A 23,785-nucleotide genomic window follows, 5' to 3' on the forward strand; every position below is an offset into this window, starting at 1 on the left:
CAGATCCTCCGGGTAATGGCGCGTGCGGGCGCCGGTGCATGATCTGGACCGGAGTGGGGCGAGGAGAGCGAAGCTGTGAGCGACGAGTACCCGGGGGAAGAGCCGGGAACCGCCGCGCCCACCTGGGCGGCCGTGCCGACCATGCCGTGGGGCCGGGTGCCGGAACAGCGCCGCGACGAGCCGGACGGCCGTCGGTCCCGCCGCGAACGGTCTGCTGCTGACCAGGGCGAACACCCCCGCCAGGGGCACGACGCACCTCGCCCGCACCCCGACCGCCATGCCGGGGACCGCTCTTCGGACCGCGCCTCGGACCGCGCCTCGGACCGCGCCTCGGATCGCTCTTTGGACCGCACGTCAGATCGCTCTTCGGACCGTTCTGGTGATCGCTTTGACGATCGCTTTGACGATCGCCGCCCGGACGACCGCGGGCATGACCGCCGCTCCGACGACCGGGGCCAGGACCGCCGCCCGGACGAGCGGGGCCGTGAGGAGCGCCGGCCGAGCGACCGGCGCTCGGAAGATCGCCACCCATCAGACCGCCACCCTGCTGACCGTGGCCACGACGACCGCCGTACTGGTGATCGCAGCTCCGGTGACCGCAGCTCCGGTGATCGCAGCTCCGGTGACCGTAGTTTCGATGACCGCCGCGGCTATGACGACCGGCAGAGCCGAGACGGCGGCGGCTATGACGACCGGCAGAGTCGTGAGAGCAGCGGCTATGACGACCGTCGTACCCCTGCGGATCGCGGCTATGACGACCGTCATGACCGCCCAGACCGTGATCGCACCACAGACCGAGGCCGCGACGAACGCCGGCACGACGATCGCACCTCACGGGATCGCCGCCACGACGACCGCGGCTACGAAGGCCGGGACCGGGGTGGCCGGGGCTACGACGACCGGGACGTGATCGACCGTACGTACGACGACGAACGCGGCTTCGACGACCACGCCTACGGCGACCGCGGCTTCGACGAGGACCGCGACCGTGACCGCAGCCGGGATCGCGATCGGGATCGCGACCGCTATGACGACCGCCCTATCGGCGCCCGTCGAGGCTATGACGACCGCCCTGGTCGCGACGGCCAACGCTATGACGATCGGCATATCACCGTCGAGCGTGCCTATGACGACCGTCAGGGTCGCGATGGCCAGCGCTATGACGACCGTGGACCCGCCGGCGACTTCCGGCGCGGTGACGGTCGCGGCTACGACGGCTACCGCAGCCCACGCGACCTCGACCGGGACCCGCGAGATTTCGACCGCGATCCTCAAGACCTCCGTGACCCACGAGACACCCGGGATCCACGCGACCTCCGGGACCCTCGGGACCCACGCGACCCTCGGGACCCACGCGATCCTCGGGACCCACGCGACCCTCGGGACCCACGCGACCCTCGGGAACCACGAGACCTTCGGGAACCACGAGACCCGCGCGACCTTCGGGACTCCCGCGACCCCCGGGACTTCGACGACCGCCGCGGGTACGACCGGCGCGGCTCCGAGGACGACCCCGTCTTCCGGGATGCTCGGGACCAGGCTGGCCGGGGCCGAGGCGGCACTGCGTACGGGCGGCCGCGCAGCCGGGCCCTGGACGAGCCCACTGACGAGGTCCCCCGCGTACGCCGCGATGCCCCCGGACACCCGAGAAACCCGCAGGGCCCCCAGCCGGCGCCAGGCAGGACGTCCGGCCGGGCGAGCGTGGGCGGCGACCGCGGCGGCGTGTACGGCGCGCCCCGCAACGCCCCCATCAGCGGCGCCCCGGTCAGCAGCGGGCCACTCAGCAATGCGCCGGTGAGCAGTGCGCCACTGAGCAACGCCCCGATCAGCGGCGTCCCCCTGCGCAACGCCCCGATCAGCGGCGGCCCGGTACACAACGCGCCGATCAGTGGCGCGCCCCGCAACGCCCCCATCAGCGGCGGCCCGCTTCCCGGCGACACCCCGGTCAGCGGCGGCGCCGTCTACGGCACCCCCGCCAACGCCGCCGTCAGCAGCGCACCGCTCTACGGCACGCCCAGCAACGCCCCGGTCAGCAGCGGCCCGCTCCCCGGCACGCACCCGAGCAACGCCCCGGTGAGCAGCGGCCCACTGAGCAACGCACCCGTCAGCAGCGGGCCGCTCAGCAGCGCGCCCATCAGCGGTGCGCCACGGCACGGAGCGCATTCGAGCGACGCCCCGGTCAGCGGCGGCGCCGTCTACGGCACGCCCATCAACGCCCCGGTCAGTAGCGCACCGCTCCACAGCGCCCCGCCGAGCAACGCCCCGGTCAGTAGCGCACCGCTCCACAGCGCCCCGCCGAGCAACGCCCCCATCAGTGGCGGGCCACTCAGCAACGCACCCGTCAGCGGCGTGCCGCGACACGGAGCGCACTCGACCGACACACCCGTCAGCGGCGGCGCCGTCTACGGCACACCCAGCAACGCCCCGGTCAGCAGCGCACCGCTCCACAGCGGACCCCCGGCCGACGCACCCGTCAGCAGCGGACCACTCGGCAACGCGCCCGCGGGCGGTGGATCACGCCACGGCGCCCACCCCGCCGACGCACCCGCCAGCAGCGGACCACTCGGCGACGAACTCGCGGGCGGTGGATCACGCCACGGCGCCCACCCCGCCGACGCACCCGCCAGCAGCGGACCACTCGGCAACGCGCCCGCGGGCAGTGGATCACGCCACGGCGCCCACCCCGCCGACGCACCCGCCAGCAGCGGACCACTCGGCAACGCGCCCGCGGGCAGTGGATCACGCCACGGCGCCCACCCCGCCGACGCACCCGCCAGCAGCGGACCACTCGGCAACGCGCCCGCGGGCAGTGGATCACGCCACGGCGCCCACCCCGCCGACGCACCCGCCAGCAGCGGACCACTCGGCGACGACCTTGCGGGCAGTGGGTCGCGGCACGGGGCGCTTTCCGTTGACGCGCCGGTCGGGGACGGGCCGGTCAGTGGTGGGGACGAGCTTGATGGTGTCGCGCCGGGCAGTGGGGCGGCGGGTGGGCAGGCATCAGGCGGTACCAGTGGAAATTCGTTCTTCGGGCCGACGCACGGTGAGGAAGAGGCGGCCGAGATGGCGGCGGACGCGCCGGTCAGCAGTGGACCGGTGAGCGGCGAGGCGCAGGCCAACGCCGGTGGCGGGATCAAGGTGGAGTTCGTCGAGGCGGCCGGGACGTCCATGGGGGCGTACCAGTCGGGGCGGGTCACCGGGGCCGGGGTCGACGGGTTGCAGGCGACCGGGTACCTGCCGATCGTGCGGCCCGGGGCCGAGGGGTTCCCGCCCGAGCTGGCGGCGATCGCGCCCACCTCGCCGCCGGGGCCACGCCAGGGCGAGAACGGCGAGCAGGCCGGGCCCGATCCCGAGCAGGTGCTGGCGACCTTCGTCTGGAAGTTCGACCCCGACACGCTGCGCGAGCAGATCGAGGGCGATGAGGTGACGCAGCTCACCGACATTCGCGATCAGCTCACGGCCAAGCTCAACCGGGTCGAGGACAACCCGACCAGGGCGCGGCTGCTGAGTCTGCGGGCCGTTGTCTCGCGGATTCTCGGGGATCTGCCCAAGGCGTTCGCCGACGGGAAGCTCGCGCTCGCGCACGCCGAGGCTACCGGGGAGCTGCGGCGCATCGCGATCGCGCAGGCCCGGCTCGCGCACGTGCTGCAGTGGCGGGAGGAGTTCGAGGAGGCCGACCGGCTGTTCACCCTGGCCAACTCCTCGGAGCTGCCGGACCGGCTGCGGGCCACGATGCATCAGCACGCCGGGAAGTGCTCGTACGACCAGGGCCGCTTCATGGAGGCCTGCAACCACTTCGAGCGGGCCCTCGACCTGCGCAAGGAGGAGGACCCGGAGCTCATCGCGCAGACCGAGCTGGCGCTGGACGCGGTGTTCCGGCGGGTCGCGGAGAAGGGCTGGGGGCCGTACCCGCGCAGCCGCGAGGAGATCCTGCAGATCCGCAAGGCGCCGGCGCCCGCGTTCGACGAGCAGACGCAGCGGTGGGGGTACATCGAGGCCGACGGGAACTTCGTGATCGGGCCCGGGTATCTCGACGTGCAGCCGTTCCGCGACGGGGTGGCCTGGGTGCAGCGGCAGGGGTCGCAGACCTGGGAGCTGATCGACGACAGCGGGCGGGTGCTCATCGAGCCGACCGTGGGGTACATCGGCGTCGGTAGCTTCTCCGACGGCGTGGCCTGGGTCTCGCGCGACGGGACGACCGGCTGGATCGCGATCGACAAGAACAACACGGTGCTGATCTCGACCGGCTACGACGACGTGCGGCCGTTCCGGCGCGGGGTGGCGGCGGTGCGGCGCGGGCGGTACTGGGGCGCGGTCGACTCGGTGGGCCGGGTCGTCGTGCAGTTCCAGTACGACGGGTTCGCGACCGCGCTGCTGGACGGGCGCTACATCGACGGGTTCAGCGACGAGGGGCTCGCCGTCGTCTCGCTGGACGGGCGCAAGGGCGTGGTCGACCGGTCCGGGCGGGTGCTGGTGCCGCCGATCCACCACACGATCATGATCCACCCGGTGGCGTTCCTGATCGTCGACGACTCGCAGCGGTGGGGCGCGCTCGACCGCCGCGGCCGCACGATCATCCAGAACACGTTCGCCAGCAGGACGGGCGTCACCGACGAGATCGACCGGCTTCTCGCCGACACCCGCCCCGTCATGTAGGAGAAGCCCGGGCATAGGGTCGGAACCATGGAGTTTCGACACCTCGGCCGTTCCGGGCTGCTCGTCAGCGAGATCTCATACGGCAACTGGATCACCCACGGTTCGCAGGTCGAGGCCGAGCAGGCCACCGCATGTGTGCACGCCGCCCTCGACCTCGGCATCACGACCTTCGACACCGCCGACGTCTACGCCGGCACCCGCGCCGAGGTGGTGCTGGGCGACGCGCTGAAGGGCCAGAACCGCGACGGGCTGGAGATCTTCACCAAGGTCTTCTGGCGTACCGGGCCCGGCCGCAACGACAGCGGCCTGTCGCGCAAGCACATCATGAAGTCGATCGACGGCTCGCTGCGCCGGCTCCAGACCGACCACGTGGACCTCTACCAGGCCCACCGGTACGACTACGCGACCCCGCTCGAGGAGACCATGGAGGCCTTCGCCGACGTGGTGCGCTCCGGCAAGGCGCTCTACATCGGCGTCTCGGAGTGGCGGGCCGAGCAGATCCGGGCCGCCGCCGCGCTCGCCAAGGAGCTGCGGGTCCAGCTGGTGTCGAACCAGCCGCAGTACTCCGCGCTCTACCGGGTCATCGAGACCGAGGTCGTCCCGGCGTGCGAGGAGCTCGGGCTCGGCCAGGTCGTGTTCTCGCCGCTGGCGCAGGGCGTGCTGACCGGGAAGTACCGGCCGGGTCAGCCGCCGCCGGCGGGCTCGCGGGCCACGGACGAGAAGTCCGGCGCCGCGTTCATCTCCCGGCTCATGGCCGAGGATGTGCTTTCCGCGGTACAGCAGCTGCGTCCGCTGGCCGAGCAGGCCGGACTGTCGATGGCCCAGCTCGGCGTGGCCTGGGTGCTGCAGAACCCCAACGTCTCGTCGGCGATCGTCGGCGCGACGCGGCCCGAGCAGCTCGAGGACAACGTCAAGGCGTCCGGCGTGACGCTCGACGCGGAGCTGCTCAAGCGCATCGACGAGGTGCTCGAGCCGGTCGTGCAGCGGGACCCCGCGCTCACGCAGAGCCCCGCCGGACGCCCGTAGTGCGGGGGCCGCGGCTCAGTAGTAGGAGTCGCGGTTCCAGAACCTGAACAACCGCAGGCCGTCGCCGGCCTGGCCGGTCGGGAGCCCGATCAGGCCGGCGAGCCAGTCGACGAGCTCGAAGAAGTACCCGCTGATCACCGGCGACCACAGCAGCGCGATGAGGATCAGCATGCCCCAGGGCGCCATGTGGTTGAAGCCGCGCTGCCACTGCGGGGACAGCCACGGGTAGATGAGGTTGCCGCCGTCGACGCCCGGCATCGGCACGAAGTTCAGCACGCTGGCCATGAGCTGCAGGTAGGCCAGGAACGCGAGCCCGGCGAAGAACACCGGGTGCGACCCGTCGTCCAGGCCGAACGTGAACGGCAGCACCAGCAGGATCGCCAGCACCAGATTCATCGCCGGCCCGGCGAAGCTGATCAGGCTGTCGACGAACTTGCTGCGGATCGCGCCGTGGTTGACCCACACCGCGCCGCCGGGCAGGCCGATGCCGCCGAGGATCACGAAGACCAGCGGCAGCACGATCGACAGCAGCGGGTGCGAGTACTTCAGCGGATTGAGCGTCAGATAGCCCCGGTGCGCGATGTCGTCGTCGCCGCCCTTGAACGCGACGAGCGCGTGCGAGTACTCGTGCAGGCACAGCGAGATGGTCCAGCCCGCGGCGACGAAGAGGAAGACGTTGAACTGCGCGTCGCCGAACCCGGCCCACGCCATCCAGCCGCTGACCGCCAGCAGGGCGACGAGCCCGAGGAAGATCGCGCTGGGGCGGAACGCCTCCTTCGGCAGGCGTCCGACCGAACTGCCGTAGCGCCCGTAGGACACCGTCAGCCCCCAGCCGGCAACAGGCTCATCTTGTACTCCGTGCGGTCGTCCTCGAGGAGAATCGCCGTCGCCGCGCCCTTGGCCACCAGGTCACGCCAGCTCTGCCCGAGCCACGACTCCGCGTCGGACTGGCTGGAAAACGCCTCGTTCGGGCCATCGACGGGCCTGTTCTCGGCGTCTTCGAACTGCCATGTCCACGCCATGGTCACACTCCTGTCCCAGGTAGAAGACTTCGAGCGTATCGGCCGCGTGGCCCTGAGCCGAGTCCGGCCACCGGTGTCCCTCTAAAGTACGGGGCATGCGGTTGCTGGTGCTCGGAGGAATCCGGTCCGGGAAGTCGGAAGTGGCGGAGGCGCTCGTCGCCGGGGCCGGTGCGGTGCGCTATGTCGCCACCGCACAAGAGAGCACGTCAGATGCCGGATGGGCGGCCCGGATCGCCGCGCACCGGCAGCGGCGCCCGGGGACGTGGCAGACCGAGGAGGTCGGCACCTCGCCCGGCCACCTGGCCGAGCTGCTGAACTCGGCGAAGGCCGACGAGACGATCCTGGTCGACGATCTGGGCAACTGGCTGTCCGGGGTGTACGACGCGGGCGGCGACCTGACCGACGCGCCCATCGCCGAACTGGCCGACGCGGTGCGCTCCTGCGGCGCCGGGCTCCTGGTGCTCGTGGGGCCGGAGGTCGGCCTCGGCGTGCTGCCCGCGACCGAGGCCGGGCGGGCCTTCGCCGACGCCAGCGGCCTGCTCAACCAGCGCGTGGCGGCCGCCTGCGACGGCGTCGCGCTGGTCGTGGCGGGCGAGGTGTCCTGGCTGCGCGGCGGCGACCTGGTCCAGCAGGCCGGCGTGCGCGAGGCCGCGGCCCCGCCCCGCAGCGAGCCGGCGACCGCGCCCGCCGAGCCGTTCGTCTTCGAGGCGGCCGGCGCCGGATCGGTCCTGTCGACGGCCGACGGCGGCGACACGCTCTCGTTCTCCCCCGGCATGGAACTTCCGCTGCCCGACGAGTCCGCCGCCCACGAGGCGGCCGAGCGGCTGCTCACGCTCCGGCTCAACGGCGCCGGCCTGGGCGCCCTGGTGCCCGTCGTGCGCTTCGCCGGCGGCGTGCAGGGCCGGCCCGACCCCCGGCCGTTCCAGAAGCCGCGGGCGCTGGTGCTGCGCGGGGACCGTACCGGTGGATTCAGTGCGGGCGACTCCGCCGAGGCCGCCGACCGCCGCCTCGACGAGGTCGTGGAGGGCACCGCCACCCTCGCCATGCTGGCCGCGACCGCCGGGGCGAGCGTCCAGGCCATCGACTGCCCGTCGGCCGGCCCGGCCGAGCTGCACGACGCGCTCGACGACACCGCCGTCGACGCGGCCCTGACGCTGGGCTGGCGGCTCGCCGACGCGGCCGCCAACGAGGGCGTCGACCTGCTGGTGCTGGCCTCGTGCGGGACCGGTTCGGACGCCGCCGCGGCCGCGGTCGTGGCCGTGCTCACCGGGGCCGAGCCGGCCGCCCTGCTGGGCCGGGTCGTGGACTCCACCGGGTTCGTCGACGACGCCGCCTGGATCCGCAAGATCGGCGCGGTCCGCGACGCCCGGCACCGCATCCGCAACCGCAGCCGCGAGCCGCACGTGATGCTCTCGATGCTCGGCGGCGGCGACATCGCGGTCGCCACCGGCATCGTGCTCGGCGCCGCCTCCCGCCGCCTGCCGCTGGTCATCGACGGCCCGGTCGGCATCGCGGCCGGGCTGGTGGCCCGCGACTACGGCGCGCAGACCCGCCACTGGCTGCTGATGCCCGACCACGGCGACAACCCGACCGTGAAGCTCGCCGCCGACGTGCTCGGCGCGGCCCCGTTCCTGTCGCTGCGCCTGGCCCTCGGCGAGGGCGCGACCGCGCTGGCCGCGCTGCCGATGGTGAACACCGCGCTGACCATCGCCGCCGCCACGCCGCTGCGCACCCCGGCCGACGCCGAGGCCGAGGCGGACGGGCTCAGCGAGCAGGAGCGGATCGAGGCCGAGATCCAGCGGGTGGTGGCGGACTCGCCGACGGCCGAGATGCCGTACGTGAAGCCGTCGTGGGAGGACTGAGGCTCGCCCTGAGCCTGTTCACGGTCGCCCCGGTCCGAGCTGATCGCGTCGACCGGCCGACCGTCCGGGTGGCCATGGTCCTGGCGCCCCTGGCCGGCGCGCTGCTGGGCCTGGTGCTGGCCGCGCTCGCGGGCGGGCTGGTGCGGCTGGGGGCGTCCTCGCTGCTCGGCGGGGCGGTGCTGGTCGCCCTCGCGCTGCTGCTCACCCGCGGCCTGCACATCGACGGGCTGGCCGACACGGCGGACGGGCTGGGCTCCTACGCCGGACCGGACAAAGCCCTCGAAATCATGAAAAAGTCCGACATCGGGCCGTTCGGAGTTGCAACCATCGCAGCGGTACTGCTTGTCGACGCCGCCGCCGCCACATCGCTCGTCGCCACCTGGTGGTCCGTCGTGCTCGCCTTCGCCGCAGGCCGCCTGGGAGCGACGGTGGCCTGCCGGCGCGGGCTGCCGGCCGCCCGGCCGGAGGGGCTCGGGGCGATGGTGGCCGAAACGGTACCGCTGTGGCTCCTGGGGCTGGTGACGCTGATCACGGCCGGCCTGGGCGCGCTCGTGGACCCGGTGCGGGGTCCGATCGCGGTCCTGGCGGCGGTGGCCCTGTCCTGGGCCCTGACCGCACACGCGCGGCGGCGGCTCGGCGGCATCACCGGGGACGTGATCGGGGCGGCCATCGAACTGGCGACGGCCGCCGCGCTCATCGTGCTCGCTATCTGACGGAGGACTTCACGAACGGCGGCTTGACCACCCGCACCGCGGAGCGGCGGCCGCGCACGTCGAGCGCCACCTCGTCGCCCTCGGCCACGCCGGCCGCGGTGTCGATGAGGGCCAGGCCGATGCCGACCTTGCGGGTGGGCGAGAACGTGCCGCTCGTCACCTCGCCGATCTGGTGGCCCTCGGCGTTCAGGACGCTCATGTGGGCCCGCGGGATGCCCCGGTCGAGCGCCTCCAGGCCCCACAGCAGCCGCCGCGGCCCGGCCTCCTTCTCGGCCAGCAGCACGTCGCGGCCCCAGAACGCCGGCTTCTTCCAGCCCACGGCCCAGCCCGAGCGGGCCTGCACCGGGGTGATCTCCAGCGAGAGGTCCTGGCCGTGCAGCGGGTACCCCATCTCGGTCCGCAGCGTGTCGCGGGCCGCGAGGCCGCACGGGCGGGCGCCGGCCTCGACGATCGCGTCCCACAGCGTGTGCGCGTCGTGCGAGGGGACGACCAGCTCGTACCCGTGCTCGCCGGTGTAGCCGGTCCGGCAGACCACCACGTCCGTGCCCTGGTACGACGAGACCGTGAAGCTCATGTACTCGTGGTCGGTCGGCAGCCCGAGCCCGTCCAGCAGCTCGGCCGAGCGCGGGCCCTGCACGGCCAGCACCGCGAAGAGCTCGTGCTGCTCGACCACGCTGATGCCGTTGGGCGCGGCGGCGGTGAGCCGGCGGACCACCTCGGCCGTGTTGGCCGCGTTGGGGATCAGGAACACGTCGTCGTCGCCGAACCGGTACGCGATGAGGTCGTCCACCACGCCGCCGGTCTCGTCGTCCAGGCAGAGGGTGTACTGCGCCTGGCCCGCGCTGATGCGATCGAGGTCGTTGCTGAGGCAGGTGTTGACGAACGCGGCCGCGCCGCGGCCCCGCACCCGGGCCTTGCCCAGGTGGGACACGTCGAACACGCCCACGTCCTCGCGCACGGCCGTGTGCTCCTTCAACACGCCGCCACCGGCGTATTCGAGGGGCATCTCCCAGCCGCCGAACGCCGCGAACTTGGCACCCAGCGCCACATGGCGGTGATACAGCGCGGGATGCCGCAAGGGTTGGGTCATGCCCGCAACCTATCGCGTTGGTTATCGTGTCCTGCACCCGATTGGGCGGCATGCTGAAGCTGTGGCAACCCCACAGTGAACGCCGCCGGCCGAAGCGCAGCGAACCATCAGTGATGTGGAGCACCAGTGACCTCCCTGACCTTGGTCGACACCGACCCAGCCAGCCTCGCCGTCGACGCGGTCGTCATCGGCCTGTACGCAGATGCGGGTGGCGACGCGAAACTGCTGCTCGCGCCCGGTTCCGAGAGCATCGCCGCGGCGTTCGGCGACCGGCCCGGGGGCGGGCTCGCCGAGACCCTCCGGGTGCTCGGGGCGACCGGCGCGCTCGGTGAGGTGACCAAGCTCGCCGCGTTCGGCGCGGTCAAGGCCCCCCTCGTGGTCGCGGTCGGCCTGGGCGCGGACACCGGCGCGGCGCCGGCGGCCGAGTCGCTGCGCCGCGCGGCCGGGTCGGCGGCCCGGGCCCTGGCCGGTTCGGCGTCGGCCGCCCTCGTGCTGCCCCTGGCCGGCGACGAGAGCGCGGAGGCGCAGAGCGCCGGGCTGCGGGCCGTGGCCGAGGGCGCGGTGCTCGGCGCGTACCGGTTCGCCGGCTACAAGTCCAAGCCGGTCGCCGGCCGCCGGGACCCGCTGCGCAAGGTGCTCGTGCACGTGCCGGACGCGGGCAGCAAGGGCGCCAAGGCCGCGCTCAAGCGCTCCACGGTGCTCGGCGCGGCGGTCACCCGCACCCGCGACTGGATCAACACGGCGCCCAACGAGCTGCGGCCGCCCGCCTTCGCCGAGCAGGTCGCGGCGGCGGCCCGCGAGGTCGCTCTCGATGTTTCGGTACTGGATGAGAAGGCGCTGGCCCGCCAGGGCTACGGCGGCATCCTGGCCGTCGGGCTGGGCTCGGCCGCGGCCCCGCGCATGGTCCGGCTGGCCTACGAGCCGGCCGGCGCCACCCGCCGGATCGCCCTGGTCGGCAAGGGCATCACGTTCGACACCGGCGGCGTGTCGATCAAGCCGACGGCCGGCATGTGGGAGATGAAGTCCGACATGTCCGGCGCGGCCGCGGTGGTCGCCACCATGCTCGTGATCGCGCAGCTCAAGCCCAAGGTGGCGGTCGTGGCGTACGCGCCGATGGCCGAGAACATGGTCTCCGGCAGCGCGTACCGGCCGGGCGACGTGGTGAAGATGTACAGCGGCGCCCAGGTCGAGGTGCTCAACACCGACGCCGAGGGCCGCATGATCCTCGGCGACGCGATCGCCCGGGCCTGCGAGGACGAGCCCGACTACCTGTTCGAGGTCTCGACGCTGACCGGCGGCCAGGTGATCGCGCTGGGCAAGCGGATCGCCGGGGTCATGGGCACGCCGGAGCTGTGCGAGCGGGTCCGCGACGCGGGCGAGCGGGCCGGGGAGCCGGCGTGGCCGATGCCGCTGCCGGAGGACGTGCGCAAGGGCATGGACTCCGACGTGGCGGACATCTCACAGGTCAACGCGGGGATGGACCGGGCCGGGCACATGCTGCAGGGCGGCGTGTTCCTGTCGGAGTTCGTGGCCGAGGGCGTGCAGTGGGCCCACATCGACATCGCGGGCCCCAGCTACCACACGGGCGAGCCGTTCGGCTACTGGACCAAGGGCGGCACCGGCGTGCCCGTGCGCACCCTCGTCGAGCTGGTCGAAGAGATCGCCGCCGAATAGTCAGGCCTTTTTGTTCTTCGCGTTGTAGTCGCGCCAGCGCTGCGGATATCCCACCAGCGCGATGTCGTAGACGGGCATGCTCAGGCGGTGCGCGAACTGGCGCGCCGCCTGAGGGCTCTCCATCCGCCGCCGGGTCCACTCGCCGTCGTGGGCGATGAGCAGCAGTGTCGTCTCCGTCACGGTCGTGCGCGGCTCGATGAAGCCCTCGACGCCCCGCCGCGAGCGGACGAACTCCTCGAGGTAGGCCAGGTCCTCCCGGCTGGCGGCGCGCCCTCCCGCAGGCTTTCGTCGGCGGAACCAAGCCACGACCGCTCCTCCTCATCGTCGAGTCCGTGCACAGCTCGTGCACAGGGTACGACGTCAGCGCCGGTTGCCGGGACCCCGCAAAGGCGCCCTACCGTCGCAGGCCAGGCTCGCTAGTGACAAGATGGCCCTGGATCGTCATGCGAAGGGCGACCCCCCATTCGCGCCGTCACGAGCCGGGAGGCTTGTGCATCACCTGGGAGAATTCGTGAGCGACCCACACGCCAACTCCTTCGACGTCCTTGTCCTGGGCGGCGGCAGCGGCGGTTACGCCACCGCGTTCCGCGCCACGCAGCTCGGCCTGTCCGTCGCGCTGGTCGAGAAGGACAAGCTCGGCGGCACCTGCCTGCACCGCGGCTGCATCCCGACCAAGGCGCTGCTGCACGCCGGCGAGGTCGCCGACGCGGCCCGCGAGGCCGATCAGTTCGGCATCCAGGCCGTGTTCAACGGCGTCGACATGAAGGCCGTCAACGCCTACAAGGACGGCGTGGTCACCAAGCTGTACAAGGGCCTGCAGGGCCTGGCCAAGGCGCGCAAGGTGACGCTGATCGAGGGCGAGGGGCGCCTCGTCGGGCCGGACGCCGTCGAGGTCGGCGGCACGCGGTACACCGCGAAGAACATCGTGCTGGCCACCGGCTCCTACTCCAAGACCCTGCCCGGCCTGGTCGTCGACGGCGAGCGGGTCATCACCAGCGAGCACGCGCTGAGCCTGGACCACGTGCCGGCCTCCGCGATCATCCTGGGCGGCGGCGTCATCGGCTGCGAGTTCGCGAGCGCCTGGAAGTCCTTCGGCGTCGACGTGACCATCGTCGAGGCGCTGCCCCGGCTGCTCGCGGTCGAGGACGAGGCCAGCTCGAAGGCGCTGGAGCGGGCGTTCCGCAAGCGCGGCATCGCGTTCAAGGTCGGCAAGCCCTTCGAGGGCGTCGAGCGCACCGACACCGGCGTCAAGGTGACGATCCAGGGCGGCACCACGATCGAGGCCGAGCTGCTGCTCGTGGCCGTCGGCCGCGGCCCGACCACCGCCAACCTCGGCTACGAGGAGCACGGCGTGAAGATGGAGCGCGGGTTCGTCATCACCGACGAGCGGCTGCGCACCTCCGTGCCGGGCATCTACGCGGTCGGCGACATCGTGCCGGGCGTCCAGCTGGCCCACCGCGGCTTCCAGCAGGGCATCTTCGTGGCCGAGGAGATCGCCGGCCAGCACCCGCAGGTCTTCGACGAGTCGGGCATCCCGCGGGTCACCTACTCCGAGCCGGAGGTCGCCTCGGTCGGGCTCAACGAGTCCAAGGCCCGCGAGCTGCACGGCGACGACAAGATCGAGACGGTGCAGTACGACCTGACGGGCAACGGCAAGAGCCAGATCCTGCGGACCGCGGGCTTCGTGAAGCTCGTCCGCGTCAAGGACGGCCCGGTCGTCGGGGTCCACATGGTGGGCGCCCGGGTGAGCGAGCTCATCGGCGAGGCCCAGCTGATCTACAACTGGGAGGCGTTCCCCGGGGACGTCGCCCCGCTCGTGCACATGCACCCCACGCAGAACGAGGCTCTCGGCGAGGCGCACCTGGCGCTGGCCGGCAAGCCGCTGCACGTCCACTAGGCATCCGACCGCAGCCAAGCACAGTACGAGGAGTCGTTTTACATGCCGGTATCGGTCACCATGCCCCGGTTGGGCGAGAGCGTCACCGAGGGCACCGTCACCCGCTGGTTGAAGCAGGAAGGCGACCAGGTCGAGGCCGACGAGCCGCTGCTCGAGGTCTCCACCGACAAGGTCGACACCGAGATCCCCTCCCCTGCGTCCGGGGTGCTGACCCGGATCGTCGTGCAGGAGGACGAGACCGCGGAGGTCGGCGCCGAGCTCGCCGTCATCGGCGGGGACGCCGCCGAGGGCGGCTCGGCCCCCGCGGAGGAGCCCGCCGAGGAGCCCTCCGAAGAGCAGGAAGAGCCCGCCGCGGAGGAAGAGCCCGCCGCGGAGGAGCCCGCTGAGGAAGAGGAGCCGGCCCCGGCCGCAGCCTCGTCCGGCGGTGGCGAGGGCACGTCGGTGACGATGCCCGCGCTCGGCGAGAGCGTCACCGAGGGCACCGTCACCCGCTGGCTCAAGCAGGTCGGCGACAGCGTCGAGGCCGACGAGCCGCTGCTCGAGGTCTCCACCGACAAGGTCGACACCGAGATCCCGTCGCCGGTCGCCGGCACCCTGCTGGAGATCAAGGTCCCCGAGGACGAGACCGTCGAGGTCGGCGCCGAGCTGGCCGTGATCGGGGCCGCGGGCGCCGCCCCGGCCGCCGCGAAGGCCGAGCCCAAGGCGCAGCCGAAGGCCGAGCCGAAGGCCGAGCCCAAGCCGGAGCCGAAGGCGGAGCAGCCCAAGCCGCAGCCCAAGGCCGAGGCCCCGAAGCCGGCGGCCAAGCCCGCCGCGCCCGAGCCGCAGCCCGCCGCGGCCGCCCCGGTCCAGGCCGGCCCGGCCACCAACGTGACCGCCGCCGGCGCCACGCCGGCCAACGGCAAGGTCGAGGGCGACGAGGCCGGGTACGTCACGCCGCTGGTCCGCAAGCTCGCCGCCGAGCACGGGGTGAACCTCGCCCAGCTCTCCGGCACCGGCGTGGGCGGGCGCATCCGCAAGCAGGACGTGCTCGACGCGGCCGCCAAGGCGAAGGAGGCCGCGGCCAAGCCCGCGCCCGCCGCCGCTGCGGCCGCCGCCCCCGCCGGTGGTGGCAGCACCGCCGCGGCCCCGAAGGCGGCCCCGAGCCCGCTGCGCGGCCAGACCCAGAAGCTCAGCCGGATGCGGGCGCTCATCGCCCGGCGGATGGTGGAGTCGCTGCAGGTCTCGGCCCAGCTCACCACGGTCGTCGAGGTCGACGTGACCAAGGTGGCCAAGCTGCGGGACAAGGCCAAGGCGCAGTTCCAGGCCACGCACGGCGTGAAGCTGTCGTTCCTGCCGTTCTTCGCGCTGGCCGCGGTCGAGGCGCTGCGGGTGCACCCTGCGGTCAACTCCTCGATCGACCTGGAGGCGGGCACCGTCACGTACCACGACGCCGAGCACCTGGGCATGGCCGTGGACAGCGACAAGGGCCTGATCGTCCCGGTCATCAAGAACGCCGGCGACCTCAACCTGGCCGGCCTGGCCAAGCGGATCGCCGACGTGGCCGACCGGACCCGCAACAACAAGCTGAGCCCGGACGACATCGCGGGCGGCACGTTCACGCTGACCAACACCGGCAGCCGGGGCGCGCTGTTCGACACGCCGATCATCAACCAGCCGCAGGTGGCGATCCTGGGCACCGGCGCGGTCGTCAAGCGCGCCGTCGTGGTCAGCGACCCGGAGCTGGGCGAGATCATCGCGCCGCGCTCGATGGTCTACCTGGCCCTGTCCTACGACCACCGGATCGTCGACGGCGCCGACGCCGCCCGCTTCCTGACCACGGTCAAGGAGCGGCTGGAGGCCGGGCACTTCGAGGCCGATCTCGGCCTGTAGCGAGCAAGTTGCAGGGTGCTCGGTCCGCCGGGCGCCCTGGTCACACCGCACGTCGCAGGGGCGCCCCGGTCCGCCGGGTGCGCCCCTTGATGTTCTCCGGGGCCGGATCCGGGCAAGATGACTGCATGCAGATCCTGATCGCGGGGGCGTCCGGGTTTCTCGGGCAGCGGCTCATCCCCCACCTGCGCGCGGCCGGACACCAGGTCACGCCGCTCGTCCGGCGGCCACCCCGCCCGGGTGAGGTGCGCTGGGACCCGACCGCCGGGGTGCTCGACGCGACCGTCGTGGCCGCCGCCGACGCGGTGATCAACCTGGCCGGCGCGGGCGTGGGCGAGAAGCGGTGGACCGCGCAGTACAAGAAGGTGCTCGTCGACAGCCGCGTGGACACGACGCGCACGCTGGCCATGGCGATCGCCGCGGCCCAGACCAAGCCACGGGTGCTGCTCAACGCCTCCGCCGTGGGCTTCTACGGCGACACGGGCGAGCGGGAGGTCGACGAGACCTCCCCGGCCGGCGAGGGCTTCCTGGCCGACCTGTGCAAGGTGTGGGAGGCGGCGACCCATCCGGCCGAGGACGCCGGCACGCGGGTCGCCCTGCTGCGCACCGGGTTCCCGCTGGACCCGGCGGGCGGCCTGCTCAAGCCGATCGCGATGCAGTTCCGGCTGTTCGCGGGCGGGCGGATGGGCAGCGGGCGGCAGTACCTCCCGTGGATCTCGGTCCCGGACTGGCTGCGGGCGGTCGAGTTCGTGCTCGAGCGCGAGCTGCCCGGGCCGGTCAACCTCACCGGGCCGGACCCGGTGACCAACGCCGAGTTCTCCGCCGCCCTGGGCCGGGTCATGCACCGGCCCAACCTGTTCCCGGTGCCGGGCTTCGCGCTGCGGGCCGCGGTCGGCGAGTTCGGCGGCGAGGCCCTGGCCAGCCAGCGGGTGCTGCCCGCGGTGCTGGTGCGCGAGGGCTTCCCCTTCGCGCACCGCACCGTCGAGGACGCGCTTCAGCAGGCCGTGTCGTCGATCACGTAGTAGTTGGTGCCGGTCTGGCGCAGGCCGTGGGTGGTGAACACGTTGTAGAGGCCCATGTTCTGGTTGGAGCCGTTGGCGTACGTGTACCCGCCGGTCTGGTGCGCGCGCCCGGCCACCACGTGCGCGTAGTTCGAGGCGCGTACGCACGGCCCGGAGCCCTGGGTCGGCGTGGGGCTGGCGGTCGGGCTCTTCGTCGGGGTCGGGCTCGACGTCGGACCGCCGGTCGTCGGGCCGGTGGTCGGGCCGCCGGTCGACAGGCCCCAGTCGAGGGCCTGGTAGTACGAGGAGCAGATGGTGTCCTTGTAGTACGTGCCGGCGGTGCCGCACTGCTCGGTCGCCGACCCGGGGTCGACGGGGGTGGCGTGGGTCATGCCCTGCACGAGGTACACCTTGACCTTGTCTCCGTAGTTGGAGAGCGACGTCCCGCCGGGCAGCGAGGCGGTCGCGGTCGGGGTCTGGCTCACGCCGAGGACGTTGGTCCACTGGTCGCGCAGCTCGGTCGCGTTCGCCGGGGCGACCGTGGTGTCCGAGGTGCCGTGCCAGATCGCGACCCGGGGCCGGGCGCCGGAGTAGCCGGAGTACGCGCCGCGGACCAGGTCGCCCCAGGCCGCCGGGGTCTTGTCGACGCCGGGGTTCATGCAGCTGTAGGCGTTGACCATGGAGGTCGCGCACCGGTACGGCAGGCCGGCCATGATCGCACCGCCGGCGAACACGTCGGGGTAGGTGGCGAGCATCACGGCGGTCATCGCGCCGCCGGCGGAGAGGCCCGTGACGTACACGCGGGCCGGGTTGCTGCCGTAGTTGGCCACCGCGTAGTCGACCATCTGCTTGATCGACAGCGGCTCGCCGGAGCCGCGGGCGGTGTCGCCGGTCTCGAACCAGTTGAAGCAGCTCGTGCTGTTGTTGGCGGACTTCTGCTCGGGCAGGACCAGCGCGAACTTCCACAGGTCGGCGTACTTGCGCCAGCCCGAGTTGGTGAAGTAGTCCGTGGCGTTCTGGGTGCACCCGTGCATGGCCACGACGACCGGCGCGCCGGAGGGCAGGCCGTCGGGGCGGTAGGAGTACATCGTGAGGTTGCCGGGGTTGGAGCCGAAGCTGCCCACGGTCGTCAGCGTGGCCGCGTAGGCCGGCGTGGAGACGGTGGTCAGGGCTACGGCGGCGAAGAGCGCGGCGATCCCGGGCAGGATCCAGCGCAGTGATCGGGGCATGGCGGCGCCCTTTCTCCTGTGGGGAGCCCCACGCTAGGTGTGAGGTTCGACGCACCACTATGTCCGGATCCCACACAATTCCGGCCGGCGTTGTGCCGGGCGTAGTCTGGGCCCGTGACCAGCGTGGTGGGAATGCGGATCGTCCGGGCCGGGCTCGTGGACTACGAGGCGGCCCTCGCCGAGCAGCGGCGGGTGCACGCGGAGGTCGCCGACGGCGCCGCGCAGGACACGGTCCTGCTGCTGGAGCACCCGAGCGTCTACACCGCCGGCAAGCGGACCGAGCCGGCCGACCGGCCCTTCGACGGTACGCCCGTGATCGACGTCGACCGGGGCGGCAAGATCACCTGGCACGGGCCGGGGCAGCTGGTGGGCTACCCGATCATCAGGCTGGCGGACCCGGTGGACGTCGTGGCGTACGTGCGGCGCATGGAGCAGCTGCTCATGGACGTCTGCGCGGAGTTCGGGGTGACCACGATCCGGGTCGAGGGGCGCAGCGGCGTCTGGGTCCCGGCCGACGATCGCGGGCCCGAGCGCAAGGTCGCGGCCATCGGGATCCGGGTCGCCCGCGGGGTCACCCTGCACGGGTTCGCGCTGAACGCGGACTGCGACCTCTCGCGGTACGACATCTTCGTGCCCTGTGGCATTCGCGACGCGGGAGTCACCTCGCTGTCGTGGGAGCTGGGCCGGGACGTGACCGTGGACGAGGTCCTGCCGGTCGTGGAGCGGCACCTCACGACGCTGTACTGATCCGGCGGCCCGCTCAGGATCTTGCGCTGATCCGGTACGCCACGACGGGGATGAGCTCGGGGTCCACGTCGTCCAGGCGGTCGTGGTTGTCGCAGGCGAAGCCGAAGAGGCCCTGCATCGACGCGCAGCCGAGCTCGTCCGGGTCGGTGTCCGCCCGCTCGAAGCCCAGCGGCTCCCCCTCGTCCTCCATGACGCCCGGGTCCGCGCACACGCTCAGCGCGCGGACGCGTTCGCCGTCGCGCCAGACGCCGTAGCTGGTCCAGCCGGCGTCGCTGTGGGCGGCGTGCAGGTACACGTGGCGGCGCCCGGACGCGGCGAGCACGGACCGGTCGAGGTCCGACGGGCGGCGCGGGGTGAGGCCCCAGCTGCAGACCAGGTCCAGGCCCGGGAAGCAGCCGACGTACACCACGTCGGCCGGCGGGTTCAGCGCGTCGACCAGCAGCTCGTCGCCGATCTCCTCGGCGTGGGCGCCCGGGAACAGCCGCTCGACGAGCGCGCGGGTGGCCGGTTTGTCGAGCACCGGGTACGAGCGCAGGACGTCGATCGGATTGCCGTCGGAGAAGGCCACCAGCGTGTCGTTGAGCACCACGCATGGCTCATTGCCGGGTCCGATGATCGGGAAACCTCTTCGAAGTGACGTCAATCGCGTTCCCGGTTCTTGAGCAGTCGCCGGGCGTAGTCTTCGAAACGTGACCGCCGTTGTTCCCGAAGGCCGTCGTCTGCTGCGCATCGAAGCGCGTAACGCGGAGACGCCGATTGAGCGCAAACCGTCGTGGATCAAGGTCTCGGCCAAGATGGGTCCCGAGTACACGCATCTGCGCGGGCTCGTGCAGCGCGAGGGCCTCCACACCGTCTGCCAGGAAGCCGGCTGTCCCAACATCTACGAGTGCTGGGAAGACCGCGAGGCGACCTTCCTCATCGGCGGCGACCAGTGCACCCGCCGCTGCGACTTCTGCCAGATCGACACGGGTAAGCCGGCCGAGTTCGACGCCGACGAGCCGCGCCGGGTGGCCGAGTCGACGGCGACGATGGGGCTCAAGTACGCGACCGTGACCGGTGTGGCCCGCGACGACCTGCCCGACGGCGGGGCCTGGCTCTACGCCGAGACGGTCCGCCAGATCCACGCCCTGGTCGAGGGGTGCGGCGTCGAGCTGCTCATCCCCGACTTCAACGGCGACGACGAGCAGCTGGGCGAGGTCTTCGCGGCCCGCCCCGAGGTGCTCGCGCACAACGTCGAGACCGTGCCGCGGATCTTCAAGCGGATCCGCCCGGCGTTCCGCTACGACCGCTCGCTCGGGGTCATCACCAAGGCCCGCGCGGCCGGCCTGGTGACCAAGTCGAACCTGATCCTCGGCATGGGCGAGGAGCGCTCGGAGGTCACGCAGGCACTCCGCGACCTGCACGAGGCCGGGTGCGAGCTGGTGACGATCACGCAGTACCTGCGGCCGACGCCCCGCCACCACCCCGTCGAGCGGTGGGTGAAGCCGGAGGAGTTCGTGGAGCTGCGCGAGGAGGCCGAGCAGATCGGCTTCTCCGGAGTGCTCTCCGGGCCGCTGGTGCGTTCGTCGTACCGGGCCGGGCGGCTGTACCGCCAGGCGCTGGACACCCGGGCGCTGCGCTCCTGACGTCATCCCGCCGGGGGCTGGACAACCTGGGCTCCCGGCCTGTGCCGCCATCCCTCTAGACTCGGGGGTATGGCAAAGGCCCAGGAGCCGGAGAAGGTCTCCTTCTTCACTCGGCTCAAGCAGATCGGCATGGTGTTCTCGTTCACCGCGAAGCGCGACAAGCTGTTCGTGCCCCTCGTGGTGGCCGTTGTCCTCGTGCCGCTGATCGCGGTCGGCGTCGCCATCGCGCTGGGTGTGTCCTGGATCTGGGCCCCGCTCGGCGTCCTGCTGGCGCTGCTCGGCACCGTCATCGTGCTCAACCTGCGCTCGCAGAAGGCGATGATGAAGGAGGCCGAGGGGCAGCCCGGGGCCGCCGCCTCGATCATCGAGAACATGCGCGGCGACTGGCGGGTCTCCCCCGCGATCGCGTCCACCACGCAGTTCGACATGGTGCACCTGGTCATCGGCCGCCCCGGCGTGATCCTGCTCGGCGAGGGCAACACCTCCCGGGTGAAGGGCCTCATCGCCCAGGAGCGGCGCCGGCTGGTCAAGGTGATCGGCAACGCGGAGCTGCGCGACTACATCGTCGGCAACGAGGAGGGGCAGATCCCCCTCCCGAAGATCCGCAACCTGCTGATCCGGCTGCCGCGCACCATCACCGCGAAGGACGTCAACTCGCTCGACAAGCGGCTCAAGGCGCTCTCCGCCCGGCCGCAGATGCCGCGGGGCGCCCTGCCCAAGAACATGAAGCCCCCGAAGGGCCAGTTCAAGGCCATGCGCGGGCGCTGAGTCCGGCTGTTCCTACGCGGTCTGCACGATGGAGCCACTGGCTCTGTCATGCAGGCCGCGTTGTTGTTGGTCCATGATCAAGCAGGTGATCAAAGGGAGCATCACGATCGCCCGGAGCAGCGCTCGCGGTACACCCAAGGGCCCTCCTGTGTTCATGGACACACAGCGGATGCGGAAGAGCCGCATGCCGAGGGTCTGGCCGAAGAAGCCGAGGAACAGGCCGTACACGACGACGAAAATGCCGGGGGCGAGCCACGGCTCATCGGTCGGCGTCGCGAAGGCACCTGCGATGAGCAGGCAAGATATCCAGTCGACGAGCAGCGCGCCGAAGCGGCGGGCGAGCGACGCCGGCGCGGTTTCCACGGTCTCCACGACGGGTCAGACTATCGAACGACGCGGGGCCGCCGATCGGCTGAGCCACGGGCCGCGAAACACAGCGGAAACAATTGAGACATGCCAGGGCAATCGCGCAGTTCTACGGTCGCGACCAACCAGCCACCTTCACACTGAAGTGATCACCAGACTGGTCATGCCTGCGACCTGGAGGACGAGTGTTCGCCAATTCTGAAGAGCTGTTGCGATACGTGAAGGATGAGGGCGTCCGCTTCGTCGACGTTCGCTTCTGCGACCTGCCGGGCGTGATGCAGCACTTCAACGTCCCGGTCGAGTCGTTCGACGATGCGGTCTTCAGCGACGGTCTGGCCTTCGACGGCTCGTCCATCCGTGGGTTCCAGGCGATCCACGAGTCGGACATGCTGCTCCTGCCGGACCCGACCTCGGCGTTCATCGACCCCTTCCGGGTCGAGAAGACCCTCGCCCTCAACTTCTTCATCCACGACCCGTTCACCCGCGAGGCCTACTCGCGTGACCCGCGCAACGTGGCGAAGAAGGCCGAGGCGTACCTCAAGTCGAGCGGCATCGCCGACACGGCGTACTTCGGCCCCGAGGCGGAGTTCTACATCTTCGACTCGATCCGCCACGAGACGTCGGCGAACCAGGCCTTCTACTACATCGACTCGATCGAGGGCTGGTGGAACTCCGGCAAGGAGGAGCCGGGCGGCAACCGCGGCTACAAGACCGCGTACAAGGGCGGGTACTTCCCCGTGCCGCCGGTCGACCACTACGCCGACCTGCGTGACCAGATCGTGCAGCGCCTCATCAGCGCCGGCTTCGTCGTCGAGCGCTCCCACCACGAGGTCGGCACCGCCGGTCAGGCCGAGATCAACTACAAGTTCTCCACGCTGCTGCACGCGGGCGACCAGCTGCAGCTGTTCAAGTACATCGTGAAGAACACCGCCTGGGCCGCCGGCAAGACCGCGACCTTCATGCCGAAGCCGCTCTTCGGCGACAACGGCTCGGGCATGCACACGCACCAGTCGCTCTGGCTGGGCGGCGAGCCGCTGTTCTACGACGAGGCCGGCTACGGCGGCCTGTCGGACACCGCGCGCTGGTACATCGGCGGCCTCCTGCACCACGCCCCGTCGCTGCTGGCCTTCACGAACCCGACGGTCAACTCGTACCGCCGCCTGGTCCCCGGCTACGAGGCCCCGGTCAACCTGGTCTACTCCCAGCGCAACCGCTCGGCCTGCACCCGCATCCCGGTGACCGGCACCAACGCCAAGGCCAAGCGCGTCGAGTTCCGCGTGCCCGACCCGTCGGCCAACGTGTACCTCGCCTTCTCGGCGATGCTCATGGCCGGCCTGGACGGCATCAAGAACAAGATCGAGCCGCCGGCGCCGATCGACAAGGACCTGTACGACCTCCCGCCGGAGGAGGTCGCCAACGTCAAGCAGGTCCCCGGCTCGCTGGACGAGGTCCTCACCACCCTGGAGGGCGACCACGGCTTCCTGCTGGAGGGCGGCGTCTTCACCCAGGACCTGGTGGACACCTGGATCTCCTACAAGCGCGCCAACGAGGTCGACCCGGTCCGCCTGCGGCCGACCCCGCACGAGTTCGCGATGTACTACGACGTGTGATCGTCAGCTCCACCGCGAGCGGCCCGTCCCTGTCTCAGGGGCGGGCCGTTCCGCGTTTCCGGCTCAGACTTTGATCCACATCCCGCAGCGGTGCGTCTCGAAGTCCTGGCCGGCCTTGATGGTGACCCGCAGGTTGCCGCCGCCGAGGTGGTTGTCGACGATGTCGCGCCCGTTGGTGCCGCTCTTCAGGATCGCCCAGTAGCAGTTCGATCCGGCCCCGGTCACCTTGTAGGTTCCAGCCGGGACGTCCTCGCCCACGGTCCAGGTGCCGTCCTCAATGGTGGCCGCCGGTGGGGGCGCGGCCGCGGTGGTCGGCGGGGCCGGGGGTGAGGTCGTGGCCGCCGCCGTCGTGGGGGCGGCGACGGTGACCGTGACCGTCACGTACACCGGGCTGACGCCGGGCGTGGCGGCCGCGAGCGCCGGATCGGCCGACCCGCCGTCGAGCGCCACGGTCGCGCCCGCGCCGATGGCCAGTCCGGCGACCAGGCCGACCACGGCGAAGGCGAGCGGCCTGGCGCCGCGCTTCGGCGGCTCGGGCACGATCACCGGGGGCGTCGCTTCGAGGCGCGGCGTGGGCCCGGGAACGTACGGTATCGGCGGCGGGGTGGCATCCGGCTCGGTCATGGTCGAGAG

At 71.9% G+C, this 23,785-nt stretch carries 23 protein-coding genes; 12 read left to right on the forward strand and 11 right to left on the reverse strand.

The window, feature by feature from the left end:
- Window positions 1-531: 531 nt before the first annotated feature.
- The 3 genes from ACQPZ4_RS43025 to ACQPZ4_RS43035 all read right to left on the reverse strand — a co-directional run bounded on the left by ACQPZ4_RS43025 (window position 532) and on the right by ACQPZ4_RS43035 (window position 2,135).
- On the reverse strand, window positions 532-819 hold the full coding sequence (locus ACQPZ4_RS43025) for a hypothetical protein (RefSeq protein ID WP_433049813.1): 288 nt from the start codon (window positions 817-819) through the stop codon (window positions 532-534).
- A gap of 12 nt (window positions 820-831) precedes the next feature.
- Window positions 832-1,644, reverse strand: coding sequence for a hypothetical protein (locus ACQPZ4_RS43030; protein WP_433049815.1), 813 nt, complete (start codon window positions 1,642-1,644; stop codon window positions 832-834).
- Window positions 1,645-2,003: 359 nt separating this feature from the next.
- Window positions 2,004-2,135: a hypothetical protein gene (locus tag ACQPZ4_RS43035; RefSeq protein WP_433049818.1), complete on the reverse strand. Its 132-nt coding sequence runs from the start codon at window positions 2,133-2,135 to the stop codon at window positions 2,004-2,006.
- 928 nt (window positions 2,136-3,063) lie between these two features.
- Between ACQPZ4_RS43035 and ACQPZ4_RS43040 the strand changes: the two genes are divergently transcribed.
- Together ACQPZ4_RS43040 and ACQPZ4_RS43045 are read left to right on the forward strand one after the other, a co-directional pair.
- Window positions 3,064-4,656 carry a WG repeat-containing protein gene (locus ACQPZ4_RS43040; RefSeq protein ID WP_433049821.1) on the forward strand — a complete coding sequence of 531 codons (1,593 nt, stop codon included), beginning with the start codon at window positions 3,064-3,066 and terminating at the stop codon, window positions 4,654-4,656.
- Window positions 4,657-4,683: 27 nt separating this feature from the next.
- Window positions 4,684-5,682 (forward strand): aldo/keto reductase family protein, encoded by a 999-nt coding sequence (locus ACQPZ4_RS43045; protein WP_433049824.1) that lies wholly within the window; start codon window positions 4,684-4,686, stop codon window positions 5,680-5,682.
- A gap of 15 nt (window positions 5,683-5,697) precedes the next feature.
- On the opposite strand, the gene ACQPZ4_RS43050 is transcribed toward ACQPZ4_RS43045, so the two are convergent.
- Together ACQPZ4_RS43050 and ACQPZ4_RS43055 are read right to left on the reverse strand one after the other, a co-directional pair.
- Window positions 5,698-6,501, reverse strand: coding sequence for a site-2 protease family protein (locus ACQPZ4_RS43050; protein WP_433049826.1), 804 nt, complete (start codon window positions 6,499-6,501; stop codon window positions 5,698-5,700).
- A 2-nt stretch (window positions 6,502-6,503) separates the two neighbouring features.
- On the reverse strand, window positions 6,504-6,704 hold the full coding sequence (locus ACQPZ4_RS43055) for a hypothetical protein (RefSeq protein ID WP_433049828.1): 201 nt from the start codon (window positions 6,702-6,704) through the stop codon (window positions 6,504-6,506).
- A 95-nt stretch (window positions 6,705-6,799) separates the two neighbouring features.
- Here ACQPZ4_RS43055 and ACQPZ4_RS43060 point away from each other — a divergent pair, with 95 nt between their 5' ends.
- Both ACQPZ4_RS43060 and cobS read left to right on the forward strand, forming a co-directional pair.
- Window positions 6,800-8,566 carry a bifunctional adenosylcobinamide kinase/adenosylcobinamide-phosphate guanylyltransferase gene (locus ACQPZ4_RS43060; RefSeq protein ID WP_433049830.1) on the forward strand — a complete coding sequence of 589 codons (1,767 nt, stop codon included), beginning with the start codon at window positions 6,800-6,802 and terminating at the stop codon, window positions 8,564-8,566.
- Window positions 8,554-9,279: an adenosylcobinamide-GDP ribazoletransferase gene (cobS, locus tag ACQPZ4_RS43065; RefSeq protein ID WP_433049833.1), complete on the forward strand. Its 726-nt coding sequence runs from the start codon at window positions 8,554-8,556 to the stop codon at window positions 9,277-9,279. Before ACQPZ4_RS43060 ends, cobS begins: the two co-directional genes overlap by 13 nt.
- On the opposite strand, the gene gcvT is transcribed toward cobS, so the two are convergent.
- A complete protein-coding gene (gene gcvT / locus ACQPZ4_RS43070; protein WP_433049836.1) occupies window positions 9,272-10,369 on the reverse strand; it encodes a glycine cleavage system aminomethyltransferase GcvT in 1,098 nt (365 codons plus the stop codon). The genes cobS and gcvT overlap by 8 nt on opposite strands.
- A 126-nt stretch (window positions 10,370-10,495) precedes the next feature.
- Between gcvT and ACQPZ4_RS43075 the strand changes: the two genes are divergently transcribed.
- Window positions 10,496-12,043 (forward strand): leucyl aminopeptidase, encoded by a 1,548-nt coding sequence (locus tag ACQPZ4_RS43075; protein ID WP_433049839.1) that lies wholly within the window; start codon window positions 10,496-10,498, stop codon window positions 12,041-12,043.
- Here ACQPZ4_RS43075 and ACQPZ4_RS43080 read toward each other — a convergent pair whose 3' ends face one another.
- Window positions 12,044-12,349, reverse strand: a complete 306-nt coding sequence (locus ACQPZ4_RS43080; protein WP_433049842.1) for a hypothetical protein — start codon at window positions 12,347-12,349, stop codon at window positions 12,044-12,046.
- Between the two features lie 205 nt (window positions 12,350-12,554).
- Between ACQPZ4_RS43080 and lpdA the strand changes: the two genes are divergently transcribed.
- From lpdA to ACQPZ4_RS43095, 3 genes are all read left to right on the forward strand, one after another.
- A complete protein-coding gene (gene lpdA, locus ACQPZ4_RS43085) occupies window positions 12,555-13,940 on the forward strand; it encodes a dihydrolipoyl dehydrogenase (protein WP_433049845.1) in 1,386 nt (461 codons plus the stop codon).
- 42 nt (window positions 13,941-13,982) lie between these two features.
- Window positions 13,983-15,809, forward strand: coding sequence for a 2-oxoglutarate dehydrogenase, E2 component, dihydrolipoamide succinyltransferase (gene sucB / locus ACQPZ4_RS43090; RefSeq protein ID WP_433049848.1), 1,827 nt, complete (start codon window positions 13,983-13,985; stop codon window positions 15,807-15,809).
- Between the two features lie 125 nt (window positions 15,810-15,934).
- A complete protein-coding gene (locus tag ACQPZ4_RS43095; protein WP_433049851.1) occupies window positions 15,935-16,828 on the forward strand; it encodes a TIGR01777 family oxidoreductase in 894 nt (297 codons plus the stop codon).
- Here the strand turns inward: ACQPZ4_RS43095 and ACQPZ4_RS43100 are convergent.
- A complete protein-coding gene (locus ACQPZ4_RS43100) occupies window positions 16,801-18,036 on the reverse strand; it encodes an extracellular catalytic domain type 1 short-chain-length polyhydroxyalkanoate depolymerase (RefSeq protein ID WP_433049858.1) in 1,236 nt (411 codons plus the stop codon). The genes ACQPZ4_RS43095 and ACQPZ4_RS43100 overlap by 28 nt on opposite strands.
- Window positions 18,037-18,168: 132 nt before the next feature.
- Between ACQPZ4_RS43100 and lipB the strand changes: the two genes are divergently transcribed.
- Window positions 18,169-18,783 (forward strand): lipoyl(octanoyl) transferase LipB, encoded by a 615-nt coding sequence (gene lipB / locus ACQPZ4_RS43105; protein WP_433066935.1) that lies wholly within the window; start codon window positions 18,169-18,171, stop codon window positions 18,781-18,783.
- A 13-nt stretch (window positions 18,784-18,796) separates the two neighbouring features.
- Here lipB and ACQPZ4_RS43110 read toward each other — a convergent pair whose 3' ends face one another.
- Complete coding sequence (locus tag ACQPZ4_RS43110; protein ID WP_433049863.1) at window positions 18,797-19,372, reverse strand: DUF6928 family protein; 576 nt, start codon at window positions 19,370-19,372, stop codon at window positions 18,797-18,799.
- Between the two features lie 100 nt (window positions 19,373-19,472).
- On the opposite strand from ACQPZ4_RS43110, the gene lipA reads away from it, so the two are divergent.
- Window positions 19,473-20,408 (forward strand): lipoyl synthase, encoded by a 936-nt coding sequence (gene lipA, locus ACQPZ4_RS43115; RefSeq protein ID WP_433049866.1) that lies wholly within the window; start codon window positions 19,473-19,475, stop codon window positions 20,406-20,408.
- Between the two features lie 69 nt (window positions 20,409-20,477).
- Window positions 20,478-21,176 (forward strand): DUF4191 domain-containing protein, encoded by a 699-nt coding sequence (locus ACQPZ4_RS43120; RefSeq protein ID WP_433049869.1) that lies wholly within the window; start codon window positions 20,478-20,480, stop codon window positions 21,174-21,176.
- 12 nt (window positions 21,177-21,188) lie between these two features.
- Here ACQPZ4_RS43120 and ACQPZ4_RS43125 read toward each other — a convergent pair whose 3' ends face one another.
- The gene (locus ACQPZ4_RS43125) at window positions 21,189-21,548 is read right to left on the reverse strand and encodes an RDD family protein (RefSeq protein ID WP_433049872.1); all 360 of its coding nucleotides are present in this window, start codon (window positions 21,546-21,548) and stop codon (window positions 21,189-21,191) included.
- A 179-nt stretch (window positions 21,549-21,727) separates the two neighbouring features.
- On the opposite strand from ACQPZ4_RS43125, the gene glnA reads away from it, so the two are divergent.
- A complete protein-coding gene (glnA, locus tag ACQPZ4_RS43130; RefSeq protein WP_433049875.1) occupies window positions 21,728-23,152 on the forward strand; it encodes a type I glutamate--ammonia ligase in 1,425 nt (474 codons plus the stop codon).
- A gap of 63 nt (window positions 23,153-23,215) precedes the next feature.
- On the opposite strand, the gene ACQPZ4_RS43135 is transcribed toward glnA, so the two are convergent.
- Window positions 23,216-23,776, reverse strand: a complete 561-nt coding sequence (locus ACQPZ4_RS43135; RefSeq protein WP_433049878.1) for a hypothetical protein — start codon at window positions 23,774-23,776, stop codon at window positions 23,216-23,218.
- Between the last annotated feature and the right edge of the window lie 9 nt (window positions 23,777-23,785).

It is taken from the genome of Dactylosporangium sp. CS-033363, assembly GCF_050942475.1.
Lineage (GTDB): Bacteria > Actinomycetota > Actinomycetes > Mycobacteriales > Micromonosporaceae > Dactylosporangium.

What these genes read in the sequence shown, in the direction of transcription:
- ACQPZ4_RS43035 (WP_433049818.1), bottom strand. Translation starts at nt 2,135, where the DNA reads ATGGGCGCGCTGCTGAGCGGCCCGCTGCTGACGGGTGCGTTGCTCAGT.
- ACQPZ4_RS43040 (WP_433049821.1), top strand. Translation starts at nt 3,064, where the DNA reads ATGGCGGCGGACGCGCCGGTCAGCAGTGGACCGGTGAGCGGCGAGGCG.
- ACQPZ4_RS43045 (WP_433049824.1), top strand. Translation starts at nt 4,684, where the DNA reads ATGGAGTTTCGACACCTCGGCCGTTCCGGGCTGCTCGTCAGCGAGATC.
- ACQPZ4_RS43055 (WP_433049828.1), bottom strand. Translation starts at nt 6,704, where the DNA reads ATGGCGTGGACATGGCAGTTCGAAGACGCCGAGAACAGGCCCGTCGAT.
- ACQPZ4_RS43060 (WP_433049830.1), top strand. Translation starts at nt 6,800, where the DNA reads ATGCGGTTGCTGGTGCTCGGAGGAATCCGGTCCGGGAAGTCGGAAGTG.
- gcvT (WP_433049836.1), bottom strand. Translation starts at nt 10,369, where the DNA reads ATGACCCAACCCTTGCGGCATCCCGCGCTGTATCACCGCCATGTGGCG.
- sucB (WP_433049848.1), top strand. Translation starts at nt 13,983, where the DNA reads ATGCCGGTATCGGTCACCATGCCCCGGTTGGGCGAGAGCGTCACCGAG.
- ACQPZ4_RS43095 (WP_433049851.1), top strand. Translation starts at nt 15,935, where the DNA reads ATGCAGATCCTGATCGCGGGGGCGTCCGGGTTTCTCGGGCAGCGGCTC.
- ACQPZ4_RS43100 (WP_433049858.1), bottom strand. Translation starts at nt 18,036, where the DNA reads ATGCCCCGATCACTGCGCTGGATCCTGCCCGGGATCGCCGCGCTCTTC.
- lipB (WP_433066935.1), top strand. Translation starts at nt 18,169, where the DNA reads ATGCGGATCGTCCGGGCCGGGCTCGTGGACTACGAGGCGGCCCTCGCC.
- ACQPZ4_RS43120 (WP_433049869.1), top strand. Translation starts at nt 20,478, where the DNA reads ATGGCAAAGGCCCAGGAGCCGGAGAAGGTCTCCTTCTTCACTCGGCTC.
- ACQPZ4_RS43135 (WP_433049878.1), bottom strand. Translation starts at nt 23,776, where the DNA reads ATGACCGAGCCGGATGCCACCCCGCCGCCGATACCGTACGTTCCCGGG.